Below are 18241 nucleotides of genomic sequence, written 5' to 3' on the forward strand. Positions count from 1 at the left end.
GGTCTACGCCAACCGCGACGAGCGGTCGGTGATCTTCGCCGATGCGCTGCGCGAACTCGCGGCAAAGTATCCCGACCGGCTGACCGTCGTGCATTGGCTGGAGTCGCTGCAGGGGTTGCCGTCGGCTACCGCGCTCGCTCAGCTGGCTGCCCCGTTCACCGACCGGCAAGCGTTCATCTGCGGGCCGGGGCCCTTCATGGGGGCCGCTCGCGAGGCGCTCGACACCCTGAAAGTGCCTGCACCGCAAGTACATCTTGAGGTGTTCAAGTCGCTGGACAGCGACCCGTTCGCCGAGGTGAAGATCGAGGACGACGGCGACGAGCCCCCGGCCACCGCCGTCGTCGAACTCGACGGCCAGACCCACACCGTGTCGTGGCCCCGCAAGGCGAAGCTGCTCGACGTGCTGCTGGACGCCGGCCTGGACGCACCGTTCTCCTGCCGCGAGGGCCACTGCGGCGCCTGCGCCACCACCCTGCGCAACGGCAAGGTCAGCATGGAGGTCAACGACGTGCTGGAGCAGCAGGACCTCGATGAGGGGCTGATCCTGGCCTGCCAGTCCCACCCGGACACCGATTCGGTTGAAGTTACCTACGACGAGTAGCTGCAGCGTAAGTTCTGCTCAGGCTTAGCGAGAGGACGCGGGATGAAGCGGCTGGTCACGGCGCTGGCAGGCGTCGGTCTGATGCTGGTTTTGACGCCACCCGGGGTTGCCCCGGCAGCCAGCAACACCGCCACCTCGCTGATACCCCTCAACGACGGCAGCCAGCTGGAAACCCGCGCCACGCTCGACTGCCATAGCGCGAATGGCAGTTGCGACTTCACCGTCGGCGCGGACCGCAGGACCGGCGATGCCGTCGACGGGTTCCCGCACGACCTCTGGTCGCGGCAAAGCACCGACATCCGCTCAATGGACCGCACGTTGTACCTCGACGTCCACGCCACCGCGCAATACGACCGCGTGTTCAAAGAAGGCGGAAACGACAACGTCACCACGATCTACATGGGCGATGGACCGCTGGAGAAGTATCAAACCACCGGCCGGATCGACGCGACCGATTGGCACACCGGCCAGTCGCGTGTCAATGTGCCGGTCATCATGTGCACACACATCCAGGTGGTCTACGGCGGAAACAACATCACCTCACCAAGCACCTGCGCGCAAGCCAACTTCTCCTGAAGCTGAGTCGTCAAAGCCTCTGCGACAACACGTTTGCGAACGTGTCGCCGCGTTGTCACCGGGACTCGAGAAAGGTGATCACGGCTCGAACGCGGCGGTGATCGTCGGCGGTTTCAGGCAGGTTCAGCTTGCTCAGAATGCTTCGCACATGCTTCTCGACGGTGCCTTCGGTGAGCCACAGTCGACGGGCGATGCCTGCGTTGGTGCGCCCCTCCGCCATCAACGCCAACACCTCATGTTCGCGCGGACTGAGAACAGCGAGCGGATCTTCGCGTCGGCGTCCGGAAACCAAATCTTGGATGAGCGCGGGGTCGATCACTGAGCCGCCGTTAGCAATCCGTTGTAGTGAATCGACAAATTCCGCCACATCGGTCACCCGACTCTTGAGGAGATAGCCGATGCCATGACCGCCGGACAAAAGCTCCACCGCGTGCTCGACCTCGACATGCGCCGACAAAACCAAAATGCCAATTTCGGGCAGTTCACCCCGGATGACTCCGGCCACGTCAAGACCCTCGGTGGTGTTGGTTGGCGGCATACGGATATCGACGACAAGCAAGTCCGGGTTTTCCGCACGGACCAGGGCGAGGGTTTCGGTGGCATTGCCGGTCTGGCCGACAACGTCGAACCCGGAGTGCCCGAGCAGGCTCGACAGCCCTTCACGAAGAAGCACGTCGTCGTCGGCCACAATCACCCGTAGTGCACTACTCCGCGAAATTGCTTCTTTACCGGGCGCACTGTGCGTGTTGCCGGGCTCCACTCCCATGCGGCCACGTCCTCTCGGCCATTCGACCGATCACATCTTGCTACGGACGCACCCGGAAAGTCACTTACCGCGCGATGCCGTTCAGCTGGTGCTGTACGCCCAATAGTCATATGCGCCGGGCACCGGGCACAGGTCGTGGTATGCATCCAGCACGAATTGACCCGCTTGGGCGGTGGTCAGCTGTGGATAGTCCCGCACCAGGCCCGCGGCCACCTGGGTACCCACGGCGTGCTGATTCCACAGTTGCCAGCACACGTTGTAGCCGTCTTCCAGCATTGCCGGATCCGTTCCGGTGACGCCCGCCGCCCGTGCGGCGGCCAGGAAGTCCTGAGGTGTGTGAGGTTGCGCCACCGGGCTGGCGCCGGCCGTCGTGACTGGGTCGGCGCCGGCCGGCGCGGCCAGGCCTACGGCAATGACGGCTCCAGCGGCACCGGCGAGGACTTGGGCCAACCTCAGTGGGTTGGTTATGCGGCTAGTGGTCATATCTGTTGCCTCCCTTTAATTTTGGTGTTTTAACGAAGTCGTGGCCGAGGTTGACTGCTCGGCTGGATTAGTGCCTGCTGCACCATGGGCGTACGCGCCTGACCCAAGCCCGATCAGCGACAGCCAGAAAACGACAGTGATCGCGGCCAATAAAGCGGTGGCGGCGAGGTGACGAAACAGCTGCCTGCGGTAGGGGTTTCCGGTTTGACGGCGCAATGACTGCTGCCCGCGATCGATATCGTCACCGCATCCACCGGCCGGAAACTCGGCTAGCGTCGGTTGCCAAACCGCGGAATCCAGCTGCGTTGACGCTATTTCGTACGCGTAGCTCTTCATAGCTGCCAGCGTCGCGCGGTATGCACAGAAAGTCTTCGCGGCTAACGCCCAATGACCAACCCTGTTAGCAGCAGTTACTCACTACCGGCTAGCTGCAATAAGCCCGGCGCAGGGTGGCCCACATCACAAAGGACGGGCGCGAGATCTGCTGGGCTACTTGCCTTTACCGAGGCGAACGAGAGCCGCGGAGATCGCACCAGCGGAAAGCGCTGACTTGGCGAGGAAGCCTATGGCGGGGCTGGTTTCCATCATGTCCGCCAGATCAGGCTCGGCGTGGGTAGAGATCAGTATGACAGGGGCCGTTGCCGCGCTGTCGATCTCGTGAAGAGCCTCCGCTAGATCGAAGCCGCTTTCTTCGCCGATATTGACATCGACCAGTGTTACGTCGGGTCGCAGCTCTTGGACGGACCGGAGCCCGTCGGCATTCGTTGATGCCACTCCGACAACGCGGGCCCCCTGGTGTTCGAGCAGCCGTCTCGCCGAGTCGAGGAATTCCGGGTTGTCGTCGACGATCACAACCCGGATCGGCTTAGCCGGTGATTCCACAGCACCATTGTGGCAAGGGAAGTCGCCAGCCGGTATTCCGGCTAGCACCCATGTTCACGTCTCGACCGGCGCTAGTTCGCTGGACTGCCCACCGGGCGACTCGTTGGGTCCGAGGGGAATATTCGCCACCAGCGACGTGCCCTCGCCAAGCCGACTCGCGATGGCGATCTGGCCTCCAAGCGCCTCAACCCGGTCCACCAAGCCAATGAGTCCAGACCCTTTGCGTGTGTCGGCTCCCCCAATGCCGTCGTCGCGAATCGAAAGATAAAGCTGGTCATCCTCGGCTTTGACAGCCAGCTGGACCAGCGACGCCTGTGCATGCTTAGCCACATTCGTAAGCGCCTCTGCCACAAGGTAATAACCGGCCACCTCGACATAGTCAGGCAAGCGCCGAGGTACCGCTACATCCAGTTGTACCGGCACCGCGCAGCGGCGCGCGAGTGTCTTCAGCGTCGGTCCGAGGCCTCCTTGTGAGAGGATCGCCGGATGAATACCGCGGGCAATCTCCCGTAGGTCGTCCGAGACATCGACCAAACCGGTAACGACGTCGGAAATTTGCGCTCGCAGCGTCGCCTGCTCGGGCGAGACAGACTCCTCTGTTAGGCGCAGCTTCAGTCCCAATGAGACCAGGCGCTGTTGAGCACCGTCATGCAAATCCCGTTCGATACGCCGCCGCGTCTCATCGGCGGCTCCGACAATCCGCGCTCGTGACGCTCTCAGTTCCGCACGCGCATTGGCATTTGCAATCGCAATGGTGATGAGGTCGGCGAAGTCGCTGACGCGTTGCTCCGCGTTGGGTGGAAAGGCGTCGGATCGAGACGAACCGGCGATGGCCGCCCCCCAGACCTGGCTGCCGGCCATGATCGGAGCACCGACACCCGAGGTCAGACCCAGTGCACGGATACGCGCCGCTGCCGACCCGGACGCGTAGTCGTGGCTATCCATTCGTGCCACGCGGCCGGTTCGCCAAACCGTTGCCGCAACACTCTCGCCGTTGAGCGAAAAGCTTTCGCCCACAGGCATTTCCTGCAATCCCGGTTCGTCGGCCGCTGCAAGTAGGAGCGCCGTGCCATCGGGCTCGTAGCGGAGCAAGGCTGCGTTTTGGACATCGAGACAAGTGGCTAACTCCGCAGCCACGGCTGAGAACACCTCCGATGGCGGAACATTGCGCGCCACCAACGTGGCCACCCGGCGCAGCGCGGCCTGCTGCCGCGCGGCGAGATCGGCTTCGTGTCGGCGCCGATCGGCTTCGATGGCGCTTGCCCGGGCCAGCCCCGCAAGACTGTTGGCCAACAGCGCCACGGCAAAAAAGATGACGATGACCACCCAGTTCTGCAGCTGGATCACACCGAAGCCGTCCGGCCAGCTTCGGCAAGTGTCGAACGCGACGGCGCTCACCAGTGCGGTGATCGCCGCTAATCCGAACCCCCAGGCCATTCCGACCAGCAGTACCCCGAGCAAGAACACGGTGCCGAATGCCATGGTCGGAGCAAAGTGTTTGAGCACAAGCACAACAGCGGTTTCGAGGGCTATCAATGCCGCGGCGGCGATGAAACCTTGCCAGAGCGGCGGAGGGGTCGGTCGCACCAACAGCCGCGCGAGCCGCCCGCCCGGACGTCCCGGTTGGCCGCTGTTGGCCTGAGCGAGCCCATGCTCTGTCACATGATCGGCCTAGCACGCGCGATGGCCCGCCGCAATATCGCCGGCGAAGTGCCGACAATCCTTCCGGCCAGCCGGTAACCAAAGATTCCGGTTAGCTGCAATCCCATGTTGGTGTTAGCCGCAAAGACATACGTTCCTCTGGCCGGAACCATCGAGGCATGACTACTACAACAGCCCACCACCTGACAGCTCAGACAAATGGCGGTAGCCGGCGCCGTCCGGACCAGGTGCGCGTCTTCCAGCCGCCGCAGCGGCTTGTGCAGAACCTCCAACTGATCCTTGTCGACCTCATCGAGCTTCATTTGCAGGGCAAACAGGCCCATTGGAATGTCGTCGGTACTAACTTCCGTGACTTACATCTGCAACTCGACGAATTGGTCGACTTCGCCCGCGAGGGCAGCGACATCATCGCCGAGCGGATGCGCGCGCTTGACGCGGTGCCGGACGGCAGGTCAGACACGGTGGTCGCCACGACCAGCCTGCCTCGCTTTCCAGTCAACGAGCAAAGCACCACGGACGTCGTAGGCCGGATCACGACCCGCATCTACGCCACGGTCAACACCATTCGCACGGTGCATGACGCGGTTGATTCCGACGACCCGACCACGGCGGACATCCTGCATGCACAGATCGACGGGTTGGAGAAGCTTGCGTGGCTGATCAAATCGGAGAACCGTAAGGTCTAACCCGATCACCCGTCCGGGCGTCGTTACAGCTTGTCCGACAACACGTTTGCGAACGTGTGGGTGTCACCCGGCCAACGGGCTGACACATATGAGCCGTCGTCGACGACGAATGCCGGCCGTGAATCGGTCGCGGTGTCGCGGGCCATCCCCGAGGTCTTCATCCGCCAGTGCGGCGATCCTCGCTCGACGTCGCAGAAGTCCGCGGGGCTTTTCAGGGCACGGGTGACTTCGGATTGCACCGACATGTATCCCGACGGCTGGCCGGGTTGCTCGCTGTAGGTGCGGTAGTAGTCGCGGTCCCAGAACCGGGTGAGCCGGGTCAGGCGCCAAGCGGTGCGCTCCAGCGCCCAGGTCAGCGCCGTAGTCCGGCGCCCGTACAGCACCGAATGGCCGGTCTTGGGGTCAACGCTGCGGGCGGCCAGCAGCACACCGTGGCAGATCGCGGCCACGATCACGCCGCGGCCAAACGCGTCGACGACCAGCCGGTGCAGGGCCTCGCTGTCGAGGTAGGAACGCATGCCGCGGGCCCGATGGCCACCGGGCAGCAGCAACCCGTCGATGCCGTCGAGCGTCGCTTCCGCCCAGCTGGACGGGCTCTGGTACTCGGGCGAACTCAGCATCTCGCGGTAGGCCCCGCGGGCGTCCTTGTTGGCCCGCAACGCTCGCCCCACGACGGTGATTGCGCCCAATACCGGTAGCGCAGACCAGATGTCCAAACCGCGGCCGGTGACCATGATGTCGTCGGCGATTCCGGGAGCACCGCTTTCGGCGGTGAAGACGACCTGGTGGCCGTTTGCGCGCAGCACCTGCCAACTGACCGCGACCTCGGTCGGGTCGAAGTCGCGGTCCGGAATCGGAATCAGCACGGTACCCATCGGTAGTGCCTGAGCTTACGGCCTGCGCCCCTTGACTAGCCGCCGATCCCGTGATCGAGACCGAGATGAGTATCGAAATACCAAGGGACGCCGCCCAGCTGGACCACCATGACGAGGCCCAACGCGATCAGCGCGACGACCGGCCCGGCGGCACGCGCCCTTGTCCCGATTCGGGGCACGGCGAGGAGCAGAAACAGCGGAACGAATCCGAACTCCGCCCACATCAGGATTCGCTTGGGTACTTCAACCGCTTTGTCGTAGTCGGTGAAATGGCTGTCCGGAAAACCGGTGAGGTACAAATCCCCGGCCGCCTGAAATGCGAACACCAGGGCCGCGACGGCACCCACGATGCAGGCGACCGTCGCGAGGACCTTCATCGGTTAGCGCGGCAGCCCGAGAAGCCGTTCGCCGGCCAGCGTCAGCAGAATCTGCTCGGTGCCGCCGGCGATCGTCAGGCAACGGGTGTTGAGGAAATCCTTGACTCGCTTGTCGAAGGCAATGCCGGATCCCTCGCTGAGATCCATCCGGAATTCGGCCAGCGCCTGCCGGTATCGCACGCCAATGAGTTTGCGCACGCTGGATTGCGCACCGGGGTCTTGGCCGCCCACCGCGAGTTGGGCGATGCGCTGGTCGAGCAGCGAGCCAACCTGCGCGGTGATGATCAACCGCGCCAACTGGTCCTGTTGGGCGACATCGAGATTCGCCTTGGCCGCTTCGGCCAGTAGCTCTTCCATCGGATTGCCGAGCGCGGTACCTGCGGCCATCGCGATCCGCTCGTTGGCCAACGTGGTGCGGGCCAGCCGCCAGCCGTCGTTCACCGTGCCGACGACCATCTCGTCGGGAACGAACACGCCGTCCAGGAACACCTCGTTGAATAATGCGTCACCGGTGATTTCGCGTAGCGGCCGGATCACGATGCCCGGCGAACTCATGTCGATCAGGAAGTAGGTGATGCCTTTGTGTTTCGCAGCGTCCGGGTCGGTGCGGGCCAGGCAGACACCCCACTGCGCTTTGTGCGCCGACGACGTCCACACCTTCTGGCCGGTCAACTCCCATCCGCCGTCGACCCGCAGGGCTTTGGTGCGCAGGGACGCCAGGTCCGATCCGGCTTCCGGCTCGGAAAACAGTTGACACCAGAAGATCTCGCCGCTCAGCGTGCCCGGGACGAAACGCTCTACTTGCTCGGGCGTGCCGTGCTCGAGGATGGTCGGCGCCGCCCACCAACCGATCACCAGGTCAGGCCGGATCACGCCGGCCGACGACATCTCCTGATCGATCAGCAGCTGCTCGGCCGGTCCGGCGCCGCGCCCGTACGGCGCGGGCCAGTGCGGCGCCAACAGCCCCGCCTCGGCCAGCTTCGCCTGGCGCTTGTCGTCGCGCTGCGAGGCGACGCCGGCGACCGCGTCGGCGATCTCGGGGCGCAGGTCAGCGACGTCGCTCAAGTCGATGCTGAGATCGCGGCGTACGCCGGCCGAGGTCAGCTCGGCAGTTCGGCGCAGCCAGCGTGCGGGCCCGCCGAGGAACTGCCCGATCCCGTAGGCCCGGCGCAGATAGAGATGCGCGTCGTGCTCCCACGTGATTCCGATGCCGCCGAGCACCTGAATGCAGTCCTTAGCGTTGGCCTTGGCGGCGTCGATCGCGATGCCCGCCGCGATGGCCGCAGCGATGGAAAGCTGGCGGTGATCACCGTCGTTTGCGGCGCGGGCAGCGTCGGCGGCGGCCACCGCCACCTGCTCTGTGCGGCAAAGCATCTCGGCGCACAAGTGCTTGATCGCCTGGAAGCTGCCGATCGGTTTGCCGAACTGCTCGCGCACCTTGGCATAGGCGACGGCGGTATCCAGCGTCCATCGGGTGATCCCCGCGGCTTCGGCGGCCAGCACGGTGGCTGTCAGATCGGTCACCCAGTCTGTCGGGGCGTCCAGCACGCTGGCCGGCGCAGCGGTGAGCACGGCCCGAGCCAGCGGCCGGGAGAAGTCGCTGGCCGGTAGCGGCTCGACGGCCACGCCCTCGGCAGTGGCGTCGACGAGCAGCCACCTGTCCCCGGCCGGCAGCAACAGCAGACCATCGGCGACGCCGCCCAGCACGAACGGTGCGGTGCCCGACGCTCGCGAAGCCGCCGCGTCGAAGTCCACATCACTGCGTAGTGCGACTCCGGCGGTGCGTTCCCCTGCGGCGAGAGCCTCGCGCAGCTGCGGGTCAGACACCACCAGCGTGGCCAGCGCGGTAGTCGCCACCGGGCCCGGCACCAGAGCCCTGGCGGCCTCTTCGACCATCGCCGACAGGTCCTCGATGCTGCCGCCGGCCCCGCCGCACTCCTCGGGGACCGCGACGCCGAACAGGCCCAGCTCGGCCAGGCGAGCGAAAACCGGCTGCCAGGCTTTCGGCTCACCCTGCTCGATATCCCGGACCGCTGCGATCGCCGCTGACCCGGCCGCCCAGTCGCGCACCAGCTCCCGCGCCGCAAATTGTTCGTCGGTGATGGTCGTCGCCACCTGAACTCCTCGATCGACGGGAAAAGGCGCTGCCGAGACGCAACGCACAGCACTAGAACGTGTTCTAATAGTGCCAGTGTTCGATCGTCAAGTCGAATGCCATCGCAGCAGGACATCCCGGTGTCCCGGCGGCACGGAGGTGGGAGATTCGCGCTCGGCATGCGTATCGTTTCGAGCGAGGACGCAAGAAAAGGAGTTGTCCGTCAGATGTCGTCGCCAGCGAACTCCAGCCCGGGGCAACCGTCGAGTTCGGTCCCTGCGCAACCTCGTGAGGTGATGAACGTGGCGGTACTGGCCGAGTCGGAACTCGGCTCCGAAGCACAACGGGAACGTCGCAAGCGGATTCTGGACGCGACGATGGCCATCGCCTCCAAGGGCGGCTACGAGGCTGTTCAGATGCGTGCGGTCGCCGACCGCGCGGACGTCGCGGTCGGGACCCTGTACCGGTATTTCCCGTCGAAAGTGCATCTGCTGGTGTCCGCGCTAGGCCGCGAGTTCGAACGCATCGACGCCAAGACCGACCGCTCGGCACTGACTGGCGGAACGCCGTATCAGCGACTGAACTTCATGGTCAGCAAGCTCAACCGCGCGATGCAGCGCAATCCGCTGCTCACCGAGGCCATGACCCGGGCTTACGTCTTCGCCGATGCGTCGGCCGCCGGCGAGGTCGATCACGTGGAGAAGCTCATCGACTCGATGTTCGCCCGCGCGATGAGCGACGGCGAACCGACCGAGGACCAGTACCACATCTCGCGGGTGATCTCCGATGTGTGGCTGTCGAATCTGCTGGCCTGGCTGACCCGACGGGCGTCGGCCACCGACGTGAGCAAGCGGCTGGATCTGGCAGTGCGACTGCTGATCGGCAACGGGGACACCGCCACTGTGTGATTTCGGGGTCGAGCCGACCCGTTAGGCCGGCGCCCCGGCGGTACGTCCCCGGATCAGCTGGGTGTCTAGCACCTCGATGGTCGGGTTGATATCGCCCTTGTGCAGGAGCTCACCCGCTCGGCGGCCCTTCTCCAGACTCGGTTGCGCGACCGTGGTCAGGCCCCGGCTCATCGCCTCGGGCACACCATCGAAGCCGGTGACGGTCATCTGGCCGGGCGCGTACTTTCCGTGTGCCCGCAGATAATCCATCGCCGAGATGGCCAGCACGTCGGCGGTACACATCAGCGCGGTAATCCGCGGATTGGCCCGCAGCGCGATCTCGGCCGCGACGCCACCGGATGTCGCGGTGTGCTCGTGGCTTTCGACGACCGTCAGCGAATCCGGGTCGAGGCCGGCGGCGGCCATCGCCTCGCGGACACCGCGGATGCGCTCGCTCTGCACGTGAAACGTGGATGCCCGCAGACGGCTGGGGTCGGCCAACCCTTGGTGACGGTCCCGGAGCAGCCGCATCGTCAGCAGCCCGATCTCGCGATGCCCCAAACCGAGCACGTAATCGGCCATCGTGCGCATCGCTGCCCGGTCATCGATGCCCACCTGCGATGCGCCGGGCACGTCTTTGGGTTGGTCGACAACCACCAGCGGCAGCCGCCGCTGCAACACGACCTCCAGATAGGGATCGTCGCCGGCCGCCGAGTACACCACGAACCCGTCCACGCCCGCGGCAAGCACGGACGCCGTTCCTTCGGCGACATCACGGTTCGGGCCAACCGCCACCAGCAGGAGGCCCTGGCCGCGCTCTTCACACGATTCCGCCAGTCCTGCAACGAAATCCAGCGCGGCGGGATCGCTGAAGGAATAGGTGAGGGGTTCGGTGATCATCAGACCCACCGCACCTGCCCAGCGAGTGCGCAGTGAGCGCGCCACCGGGTCGGGTCCCGGATAGCCCAACCGTTTGGCCGTGGCGAGCACACGTTCCCGCAGCGCGTCCGAGAGTTGATCGGGCCGGTTGTACGCGTTCGAGATCGTGGTTCGCGAGACTTTGAGCTCAGCCGCCAGCGATGCCAGGGTCGCCCGGCGTCGCGGCATGGGGCTCATGTTTTGTGAGGCTACCGGGCAATGCGCAGGTGAGCGTGTGGTCGCGGGGTTTTTCCGACGCCTAAGCTAACCACCGTGGCCTGCATCGACCTCAACGCCGACTTGGGCGAGGGATTCGGCGTCTGGCGGCTCGGAGATGACAACGCCATGCTCGGCATCGTCACCAGCGCTAACGTCGCGTGTGGTTTCCACGCGGGCGACCCCGCCGGCCTGCTGTCGGTGTGCAGGCTGGCCGCCGAGCGCGGCGTGCGCATCGGCGCGCAGGTGAGCTATCGCGACCTGGCCGGCTTCGGCCGGCGCTTCATCGACATCACACCTGAGGATCTACTGGCCGACGTCGTCTATCAGATCGGCGCCTTGCACGGGCTGGCGCAGGCTGCCGGTTCCGCGGTGTCCTACGTCAAACCCCATGGGGCGCTGTACAACACGATCGTGACCAACCGCGAACAAGCAGCCGCGGTCGCAGAAGCGGTGCGAACGGTCGACGCCGGACTGCCGGTGCTGGGCATGGGCGACTCGGTCTTCTTCGACGAAGCCCGGCAGCGGGGGCTGCGCACCGTGCCCGAGGCGTTCGCCGATCGCGCCTATCGGCCGAACGGCCAGCTGGTGTCGCGGCGGGAACCCGGCGCATTGCTCAATGATCCGGCGGACATCGCCGAGCGAGTGCTGGCCATGGCGACCTCCGGAACCGTGACCACGGTCGACGGATCGACGGTCGCCCTGCAGGTGGAATCGGTGTGCGTACACGGTGATTCGCCCGGAGCGGTGCAGATCGCTTCGGCCGTCGCGGACCGGCTGAAGACCGATGGCATCGAGTTGAAGGCGTTCTGCTGATGCGGCTGCGACCCGGGCGTCCGGATCTCGCGCGGCACTCGCAGCTCTTCAGCGTGCCGGCCGCCGGACCCGATGCGCCGCTGACCGTGACGTGGCTGGGCGTCTCGACGCTGCTGATCGACGACGGGACTTCGGCAGTGATGACCGACGGTTTCTTCTCCCGCCCCGGTCTGGGCCGGGTCGGCGTGGGCAAGGTCTCGCCGTCGCCGGCCCGGGTCGATGGATGCCTGGCGCGCGTCGGCGTCACGGGGCTGGCGGCGGTCATCCCGGTGCACACGCATTTCGACCACGCGCTGGATTCTGCGCTGGTCGCCGACCGCACCGGGGCGCAATTGGTCGGCGGCGAGTCCGCGGCCAACGTCGGCCGCGGCCATGGACTTGCCGCAGAACGCCTGGTGGTCGCCGAGTCGGGCACACCAATTCGGTTGGGCGCCTTTGACATAACGCTGGTGGAATCGCGCCACAGCCCACCTGACCGGTTCCCCGGGACGATCGATCAGCCGGTGGTGCCGCCGGTGCGGGCGGCGGCTTACCGATGCGGCGAGGCCTGGTCGGCGTTGGTGCATCACCGGTCGTCGGGACGCCGGCTGTTGATTCAGGGCAGCGCCGGGTTCGTGAAGGGTTCGCTGACCGGCCGGCAAGCCGATGTGGTCTATCTCGGCGTCGGCCTTCTCGGCGTGCTACCGGAGTCGTATGTCGCCGATTACTGGACGGAGACGGTACGAGCCGTGGGTGCGCGCCGCGTGGTCCTGGTGCACTGGGACGATTTCTTCCGCCCGTTGTCGAAGCCGTTGCGCGCATTGCCCTATGTAGCCGACGACCTGGACGTGTCGCTGCGCGTCCTGAGCAGGCTGGCCGAGCAGGACGGCGTCGCCCTGGACATGCCGACGGTGTGGCAACGCGAAGACCCGTGGGCCTGAGTTTGACGCTCATTCTTTCTCTGCTGTCGCTGGCGGCTGTCCTCGCGTTCGCGGTCGCCCGTCCACGGGGCTGGCCGGAGGCGGTCGCGGCCGTGCCGGCTGTGGTGCTGCTGATCGCCGTCGGCGCGATCTCGATGCACGATGCGACCACCGAAGCGGCCCGGCTGTCGCACGTCGTCGCATTCCTGGGCGCGGTGCTGGTGTTGGCCAAGATGTGTGACGACGAAGGCCTGTTCGAGGCTGCCGGGGCGGCGATGGCGCGCGGACACGTTGGTTCACGACGTCTGCTGCGCCAGGTGTTCGTCATCGCCGCCGTCATTACCGCGGCGTTGAGCCTCGACGCGACGGTGGTATTGCTGACCCCGGTTGTGCTGACCACGGTTCGGCGGCTGCGGGCGCCCGTCCGTCCGCACGCCTATGCCACTGCGCACCTGGCCAATGCCGCATCGCTGTTGCTACCGGTATCGAATTTGACCAACTTGCTCGCCTTTCACGCCGCCAACGTGTCGTTCGTCAAGTTCACCTTGCTGATGACGCTGCCGTGGCTGGCCGCAGTGGGCACCGTCTACGTCGTTTTCCGGGTGTTCTTCCGCCGTGACCTCAGCGTGCAACCCGATCCCCAGCAGGACGAGCCCGCGCCCCCTACGCCGGTATTCGCGTTGGTAGTCGTCGCGCTGACGCTGGTCGGCTTCGTGGTCGCCGAGGCGGCGGGGGTGGCGCCGGCCTGGGCCGCGCTCGCCGGAGCCGCGGTGATGGCGGTACGGAGCCTGGTGCGCCGGCACACCTCGGCGGCGGATGTCGTGCGTGCGGCGAACGTACCGTTTCTGGTGTTCGTGCTCGCGTTAGGCGTTGTCGTGCAGGCGGTTATGCGCAATGGCGTATCCGCCCGGATGGGCGCGCTTTTGCCGTCCGGGTCCGGGCTGCTCGCGTTGTTGGGATTCGCGGTGGTGGCCGCGGTGCTGGCCAACATCGTCAACAACCTGCCCGCAACACTCGTGCTGGTGCCGCTGGTGGCGCCGGTCGGGCCGGCCGCGGTGCTGGCCGTGCTGATCGGGGTGAACATCGGCCCGAATCTGACCTATGTTGGTTCGCTGTCTAACTTATTGTGGCGCAGTGTCTTACGCCGATATGACGTATCCGCCAGCGTCGGCGAATACACTCGCCTCGGATTGTTCACGGTGCCCACCTCTCTCGTCACCGCGGTGCTGGCACTCTGGGCCTCGGCGCGGCTGCTGGGGATCTAGCGGCGGCATGCTAGCTCGGGTAGGCCGGACCCTGCGGCATCAGGTGCAGCCGAACGAGTTTGCGCCACCGCCGTTGTCGGTAGCGGTATATACCGATCGCAAGGGCCGCAACGAACGCGGTCACGCGGCCGGCATCGATGTCGACAGTGTCGGAATAGCGGCAGGTCGCCTCGTCGATCGGCTGGACCTTCAGCGTGTGGTTCCATGCCCGCAGCACACCGCCATGCTCATGGGTCCGGATCGTCTGGGTGGCCTCGTCGACGTCGATGACTTCTATGGTGTGCCGGTAGGCGGGTACGACGTGGAATGCGAACAGCCATCCGGTGCCACGCTCGCCGGCACGCAGCGGCTCAGCTCGTCCGGACAGCGCGGGAACAGCAAAGAGGCCTTTGCATACGTAGAGGAATGTGACCGGCGATTGCATTGCCCGCCATACGCGATCGGCGCTGGTAGGCAGTGTCGTCTCCAGATGGATGGTCCGCATCGACGGCTCCGTTGCATGTTCGGGTTCCCTAATTCTGCGGGTTGACGTCCTGATTGACTACTCGCATTCGTGAGGGGAGGAATCATCGCCCCGCCGAACCGATTTCGGCCCGGTAAGAGCCGAGACAGGACCGGGCCGGATCCGCACAACGTGGGAGCTGGTCACCACGGCCGGGTAGCTGTGTCTGACGAGGGGCGTAAGTGCAGGTGGCTGGCGAAGAATCTTTCGATCCGGTCCCAGCGTCTTTGGGACGAGTCGGGTTCTGGGCCGATGCCGGCGACCCGCAGCAAGGGGCGTAGAGCCCGGGGGCCGGGATTGACGATTCTCGACTTTTCGTGGTCGAAAGTGGATAGCATTTGTGTTGCTGAAAACAGCAAAACGAGTGCGTGGCAAGAGGCATCATGACAATGAAAGTCAAGATCGTCGCCGTCTTCCCGATCTGCACTGTTTTCATAACGGCTCTCGGCACCGTTGCTGGTTTTGCCGCGCGCGCAGACGATTTGGGGACTGCCTTGTACAGCGGCGTCAACCGGCTTCGCCAGACCTGCGGGGTGATCGGCGACGACCCGGGTTTGACAGTAGCAGCGCAGCGGCACGCCAACGACATGCTGAAGAACGGTGTGGGCGGCCACGTCGGTTCGGACGGCTCTTCACCGCAGGCGCGTATCGCGGATGCCGGCTACACGAGGACCGGCTACACGGGTGAGATCGTCTACTGGGGCACTGGATCCGCTGCTACTCCGGGCGCAGCGCTCGACTTGTGGATGGAAAGTCCTGCACATCGAGCGATCATCTTGAACTGCGCATTCACCGCGGGCGGCTTTGCAATCGCCTGGGACGGCAACAAGATGACCGCCGTTGGTGACTTCGCGGGTCCTTAAAACCGAAGCCGGGCCAGGCTGTTCGGATCATCAGCGCCTTCGCAGCACTCAATCCCCTCACCGCAGCGGCGTGGCCCGAACTCGAACTAGTGCCGAGATATTCAACTACGCCTACGCCTAAATCGACCATTCCCGAACAGAATTGAACGCTGTCTCGAAATAGACCACATTTGTGACAACGGACCCATAGCTGGCTCGTCAGAGGTTTCCTTAGGTCAATATATGTCTGAAATGTCCGTCCCGGAAATCGATCCCGACGCCGATATCACCACGCTTGCGGCGGGGCGCCGGCCCGTCGTATGCCGCAGCATTGCGACACGCTAGGGGCCGCAAGGTGCAAACCCGTGTGGGTCTCGGCTCCGCCGCGAAAATGAGAGGGCAATCCGACAGGTTGATGAGAATTCTTCAAACCGCCTAGAGAGGCCTCGGCATCCGCCTTTGAGAATCTGCAACAGCGAAGCGCCGACGGTCTAGCTCCGGCGCTGACGCGCGATTTCAGCCAGCACGACCCCCGCGGCCACCGAGGCATTTAACGATTCGCTCACGCCCGACATCGGAATCGACACCACCGCATCGCAGCTCTGGCGGACCAGCCGGGACAACCCCTTGCCTTCCGATCCGACCACTACCACGATCGGGTCGCCGCCGTCCACGTCGTCGACGATCGTGTCGCCGTCGGCGTCGAGTCCGACCAGCTGCAGGCCTCGGTCGGACCAATCCTTAAGTGTCCGATTGAGATTCGTGGCGCGCGCGACGGGAATCCGGGCCGCAGCGCCGGCACTGGTTCGCCACGCGACTGCCGTCACGGACGCAGACCGCCGCTCCGGAATGAGCACGCCGTGGCCGCCGAACGCCGCGACTGAGCGGACGATCGCACCCAGGTTTCGCGGGTCGGAGATGTTGTCCAGCGCGACCAGCAGGGCAGGCGGGGTGGCGATAGCCGTCTTGAGCAAGTCGTCGGGATGCAGGTAATTGTACGGCGGCACCTGTAGCGCGATGCCCTGGTGCAAGCCGTTGGTGGTCATCCGATCCAGGTCAGTGCGTGGCACTTCGAGGATCGCGATGCCGGAATCGGCTGCCAGAGTGACGGATTCGGTGAGCCGCTCGTCGGCCTGGGTGCCGAGCGCCACGTACAGCGCGGTCGCCGGAACCCGGGCGCGCAGGCATTCCAGTACCGGGTTGCGTCCCAGCACGGTCTCGACACCGTCGTCTTTGCGTTTGGCGGGCCGGCGCGCTTGTGTCTTGGCTCGCTTGGCGGCCGGGTGGTTCGGCCTCATGTGCGCGGGCGGAGTAGCTCCGCGGCCCTCCAGCCCGCGGCGTCGCTGGCCGCCGGAACCGACAGTTGGGCCCTTCTTGGTGCCGGCTTTGCGAATTGCTCCGCGACGTTGGGAGTTACCGGCCATCGACGTTGGTCCCTAGCGACCATTGCGGGCCATCGCCGGTATCGGTGACCTCGATATGGGCGTCTTTGAGGCGGTCCCGGATCTCGTCGGCGAGCTTCCAGTCGCGCTGCACGCGGGCCTGTTCGCGGCGCTCCAACTCGGCGCGCACCAGCACGTCTACCGCGCCCAGCGCGGCCGACGTCTCGTCGTGCGACTCCCAGCGCTCGTCGAGCGGGTCGCAGCCGAGAATGCCCATCATCGCCCGGATCTCGGCGGCGCGGGCCAGCGCGGCGTCGTGGTCACCCGCGTCCAGCGCCCGGTTGCCCTCCGCCCGGGTGCGGTGCACCTCGGCCAGCGCCGTCGGCACCGCAAGGTCGTCGTTGAGAGCGGCGGCGAACCGGGGCGTCCACTGCCCAGACTCGACCGCACCGACCCGGGTGCGCACCCTATGCAGGAATTCCTCGATGCCGACGTAGGCGTTCACCGCGTCCATCAACGCCGTCTCGGAGAACTCCAGCATCGAGCGATAGTGGGCGCTGCCCAGGTAGTACCGGAGCTCGGGGGCGCGCACGCGCTGCAGCATTGCCGGGATCGACAGCACGTTGCCCAGCGACTTGCTCATCTTCTCGCCACCCATGGTGACCCAGCCGTTGTGCAGCCAGTAGCGGGCGAATTTGTCGCCGACCGCGTGGCTCTGCGCGATCTCGTTCTCGTGATGCGGGAAAATCAAATCCATTCCCCCGCAATGGATATCGAATTCTGCACCGAGATACTCGTGCGCCATTGCCACGCATTCGGTGTGCCAACCGGGCCGTCCCCGTCCCCACGGCGTAGGCCACGACGGCTCACCGGGCTTGGCGCCCTTCCATAGCGTGAAGTCCCGCTGATCACGCTTGCCGGTCGCGACGCCCTCGCCCTGGTGCACATCGTCGATCCGGTGCCCGGACAACTGGCCGTACTCGGGGTAGCTCAACACGTCGAAGTAAACGTCACCGCAACCGGTGTAGGCGTTGCCCGATTCGATCAGCCGCTCGATCAGCTCGACCATCTGGGTGATGTGACCGGTGGCCCGCGGCTCGGCGGACGGCGGCAGGACACCGAGCGCGTCGTAGGCGGCCGAGAACGCCCGCTCGTAGGTCGCCGCCCATTCCCACCAGGGCCGGTCGGCGGCGGCGGCCTTGTTGAGGATCTTGTCGTCGATGTCGGTGACGTTGCGGACGAACGCGACGTCATAGCCCTTTGCGGTGAGCCAGCGACGCAGCACGTCGAACGCGACGCCGCTGCGCACGTGGCCGATGTGGGGTAGCCCCTGAACGGTCGCCCCACACAGGTAGATCGACACGTGGCCCTCGCGCAGCGGGACGAAATCGCGCACGGCACCGCTCATGGTGTCGTGTAGCCGCAATCCGGCGGCGCCGCGGCTGGATGTCGCCGCCAGCGCGGCTCCGTCGGTCACGACGGGCCAGCTTACCGGCCTATTCGCGCTCAAC

At 65.6% G+C, this 18241-nt stretch carries 20 protein-coding genes; 8 read left to right on the forward strand and 12 right to left on the reverse strand.

Features of this window, described 5'->3' with window-relative positions; translation table 11 throughout:
• Both VGH54_RS17280 and VGH54_RS17285 read left to right on the forward strand, forming a co-directional pair.
• A partial coding sequence (locus tag VGH54_RS17280) for an iron-sulfur cluster-binding domain-containing protein (protein WP_331513300.1) occupies positions 1-601 on the forward strand: 601 nt, incomplete at its 5' end.
• A gap of 42 nt (positions 602-643) precedes the next feature.
• A complete protein-coding gene (locus VGH54_RS17285; RefSeq protein ID WP_331513301.1) occupies positions 644-1177 on the forward strand; it encodes a hypothetical protein in 534 nt (177 codons plus the stop codon).
• 55 nt (positions 1178-1232) lie between these two features.
• On the opposite strand, the gene VGH54_RS17290 is transcribed toward VGH54_RS17285, so the two are convergent.
• The 5 genes from VGH54_RS17290 to VGH54_RS17310 all read right to left on the reverse strand — a co-directional run bounded on the left by VGH54_RS17290 (position 1233) and on the right by VGH54_RS17310 (position 4970).
• The gene (locus VGH54_RS17290; RefSeq protein WP_331513302.1) at positions 1233-1943 is read right to left on the reverse strand and encodes a response regulator transcription factor; all 711 of its coding nucleotides are present in this window, start codon (positions 1941-1943) and stop codon (positions 1233-1235) included.
• An 81-nt stretch (positions 1944-2024) separates the two neighbouring features.
• Complete coding sequence (locus VGH54_RS17295) at positions 2025-2426, reverse strand: DUF732 domain-containing protein (protein ID WP_331513303.1); 402 nt, start codon at positions 2424-2426, stop codon at positions 2025-2027.
• A gap of 15 nt (positions 2427-2441) precedes the next feature.
• On the reverse strand, positions 2442-2762 hold the full coding sequence (locus VGH54_RS17300) for a hypothetical protein (protein WP_331513304.1): 321 nt from the start codon (positions 2760-2762) through the stop codon (positions 2442-2444).
• Positions 2763-2915: 153 nt separating this feature from the next.
• On the reverse strand, positions 2916-3287 hold the full coding sequence (locus VGH54_RS17305) for a response regulator (RefSeq protein ID WP_331513316.1): 372 nt from the start codon (positions 3285-3287) through the stop codon (positions 2916-2918).
• A 75-nt stretch (positions 3288-3362) separates the two neighbouring features.
• Positions 3363-4970 carry a GAF domain-containing protein gene (locus VGH54_RS17310; protein ID WP_331513305.1) on the reverse strand — a complete coding sequence of 536 codons (1608 nt, stop codon included), beginning with the start codon at positions 4968-4970 and terminating at the stop codon, positions 3363-3365.
• A gap of 158 nt (positions 4971-5128) precedes the next feature.
• Here VGH54_RS17310 and VGH54_RS17315 point away from each other — a divergent pair, with 158 nt between their 5' ends.
• Positions 5129-5656 (forward strand): Dps family protein, encoded by a 528-nt coding sequence (locus VGH54_RS17315; protein ID WP_414688735.1) that lies wholly within the window; start codon positions 5129-5131, stop codon positions 5654-5656.
• 23 nt (positions 5657-5679) lie between these two features.
• Here VGH54_RS17315 and VGH54_RS17320 read toward each other — a convergent pair whose 3' ends face one another.
• From VGH54_RS17320 to VGH54_RS17330, 3 genes are read right to left on the reverse strand one after another with little or no spacing between them, the layout of a single operon-like run.
• Positions 5680-6531 carry a type 1 glutamine amidotransferase domain-containing protein gene (locus tag VGH54_RS17320; protein WP_331513306.1) on the reverse strand — a complete coding sequence of 284 codons (852 nt, stop codon included), beginning with the start codon at positions 6529-6531 and terminating at the stop codon, positions 5680-5682.
• 35 nt (positions 6532-6566) lie between these two features.
• Positions 6567-6908, reverse strand: coding sequence for a hypothetical protein (locus VGH54_RS17325; RefSeq protein ID WP_331513307.1), 342 nt, complete (start codon positions 6906-6908; stop codon positions 6567-6569).
• 3 nt (positions 6909-6911) lie between these two features.
• On the reverse strand, positions 6912-9023 hold the full coding sequence (locus VGH54_RS17330; protein WP_331513308.1) for an acyl-CoA dehydrogenase: 2112 nt from the start codon (positions 9021-9023) through the stop codon (positions 6912-6914).
• 282 nt (positions 9024-9305) lie between these two features.
• Between VGH54_RS17330 and kstR the strand changes: the two genes are divergently transcribed.
• On the forward strand, positions 9306-9911 hold the full coding sequence (kstR, locus tag VGH54_RS17335; protein ID WP_331513309.1) for a cholesterol catabolism transcriptional regulator KstR: 606 nt from the start codon (positions 9306-9308) through the stop codon (positions 9909-9911).
• A gap of 21 nt (positions 9912-9932) precedes the next feature.
• Here kstR and VGH54_RS17340 read toward each other — a convergent pair whose 3' ends face one another.
• A complete protein-coding gene (locus tag VGH54_RS17340; RefSeq protein ID WP_331513310.1) occupies positions 9933-11006 on the reverse strand; it encodes a LacI family DNA-binding transcriptional regulator in 1074 nt (357 codons plus the stop codon).
• Between the two features lie 75 nt (positions 11007-11081).
• On the opposite strand from VGH54_RS17340, the gene VGH54_RS17345 reads away from it, so the two are divergent.
• From VGH54_RS17345 to VGH54_RS17355, 3 genes are read left to right on the forward strand one after another with little or no spacing between them, the layout of a single operon-like run.
• On the forward strand, positions 11082-11840 hold the full coding sequence (locus tag VGH54_RS17345; RefSeq protein ID WP_331513311.1) for a 5-oxoprolinase subunit PxpA: 759 nt from the start codon (positions 11082-11084) through the stop codon (positions 11838-11840).
• On the forward strand, positions 11840-12760 hold the full coding sequence (locus VGH54_RS17350; RefSeq protein ID WP_331513312.1) for an MBL fold metallo-hydrolase: 921 nt from the start codon (positions 11840-11842) through the stop codon (positions 12758-12760). The genes VGH54_RS17345 and VGH54_RS17350 overlap by 1 nt, the downstream gene beginning before the upstream one ends.
• A gap of 2 nt (positions 12761-12762) precedes the next feature.
• On the forward strand, positions 12763-14004 hold the full coding sequence (locus tag VGH54_RS17355; protein WP_331513318.1) for an SLC13 family permease: 1242 nt from the start codon (positions 12763-12765) through the stop codon (positions 14002-14004).
• 10 nt (positions 14005-14014) lie between these two features.
• On the opposite strand, the gene VGH54_RS17360 is transcribed toward VGH54_RS17355, so the two are convergent.
• The gene (locus tag VGH54_RS17360) at positions 14015-14488 is read right to left on the reverse strand and encodes a hypothetical protein (protein WP_331513313.1); all 474 of its coding nucleotides are present in this window, start codon (positions 14486-14488) and stop codon (positions 14015-14017) included.
• A 401-nt stretch (positions 14489-14889) separates the two neighbouring features.
• Here VGH54_RS17360 and VGH54_RS17365 point away from each other — a divergent pair, with 401 nt between their 5' ends.
• Positions 14890-15369 carry a CAP domain-containing protein gene (locus tag VGH54_RS17365; protein ID WP_331513314.1) on the forward strand — a complete coding sequence of 160 codons (480 nt, stop codon included), beginning with the start codon at positions 14890-14892 and terminating at the stop codon, positions 15367-15369.
• Between the two features lie 470 nt (positions 15370-15839).
• On the opposite strand, the gene rlmB is transcribed toward VGH54_RS17365, so the two are convergent.
• Positions 15840-16772 (reverse strand): 23S rRNA (guanosine(2251)-2'-O)-methyltransferase RlmB, encoded by a 933-nt coding sequence (rlmB, locus tag VGH54_RS17370; protein WP_331513315.1) that lies wholly within the window; start codon positions 16770-16772, stop codon positions 15840-15842.
• Complete coding sequence (gene cysS / locus VGH54_RS17375; protein ID WP_331513319.1) at positions 16762-18138, reverse strand: cysteine--tRNA ligase; 1377 nt, start codon at positions 18136-18138, stop codon at positions 16762-16764. The genes rlmB and cysS overlap by 11 nt, the downstream gene beginning before the upstream one ends.
• Between the last annotated feature and the right edge of the window lie 103 nt (positions 18139-18241).

The organism is Mycobacterium sp. (assembly GCF_036488105.1).
GTDB lineage: Bacteria > Actinomycetota > Actinomycetes > Mycobacteriales > Mycobacteriaceae > Mycobacterium.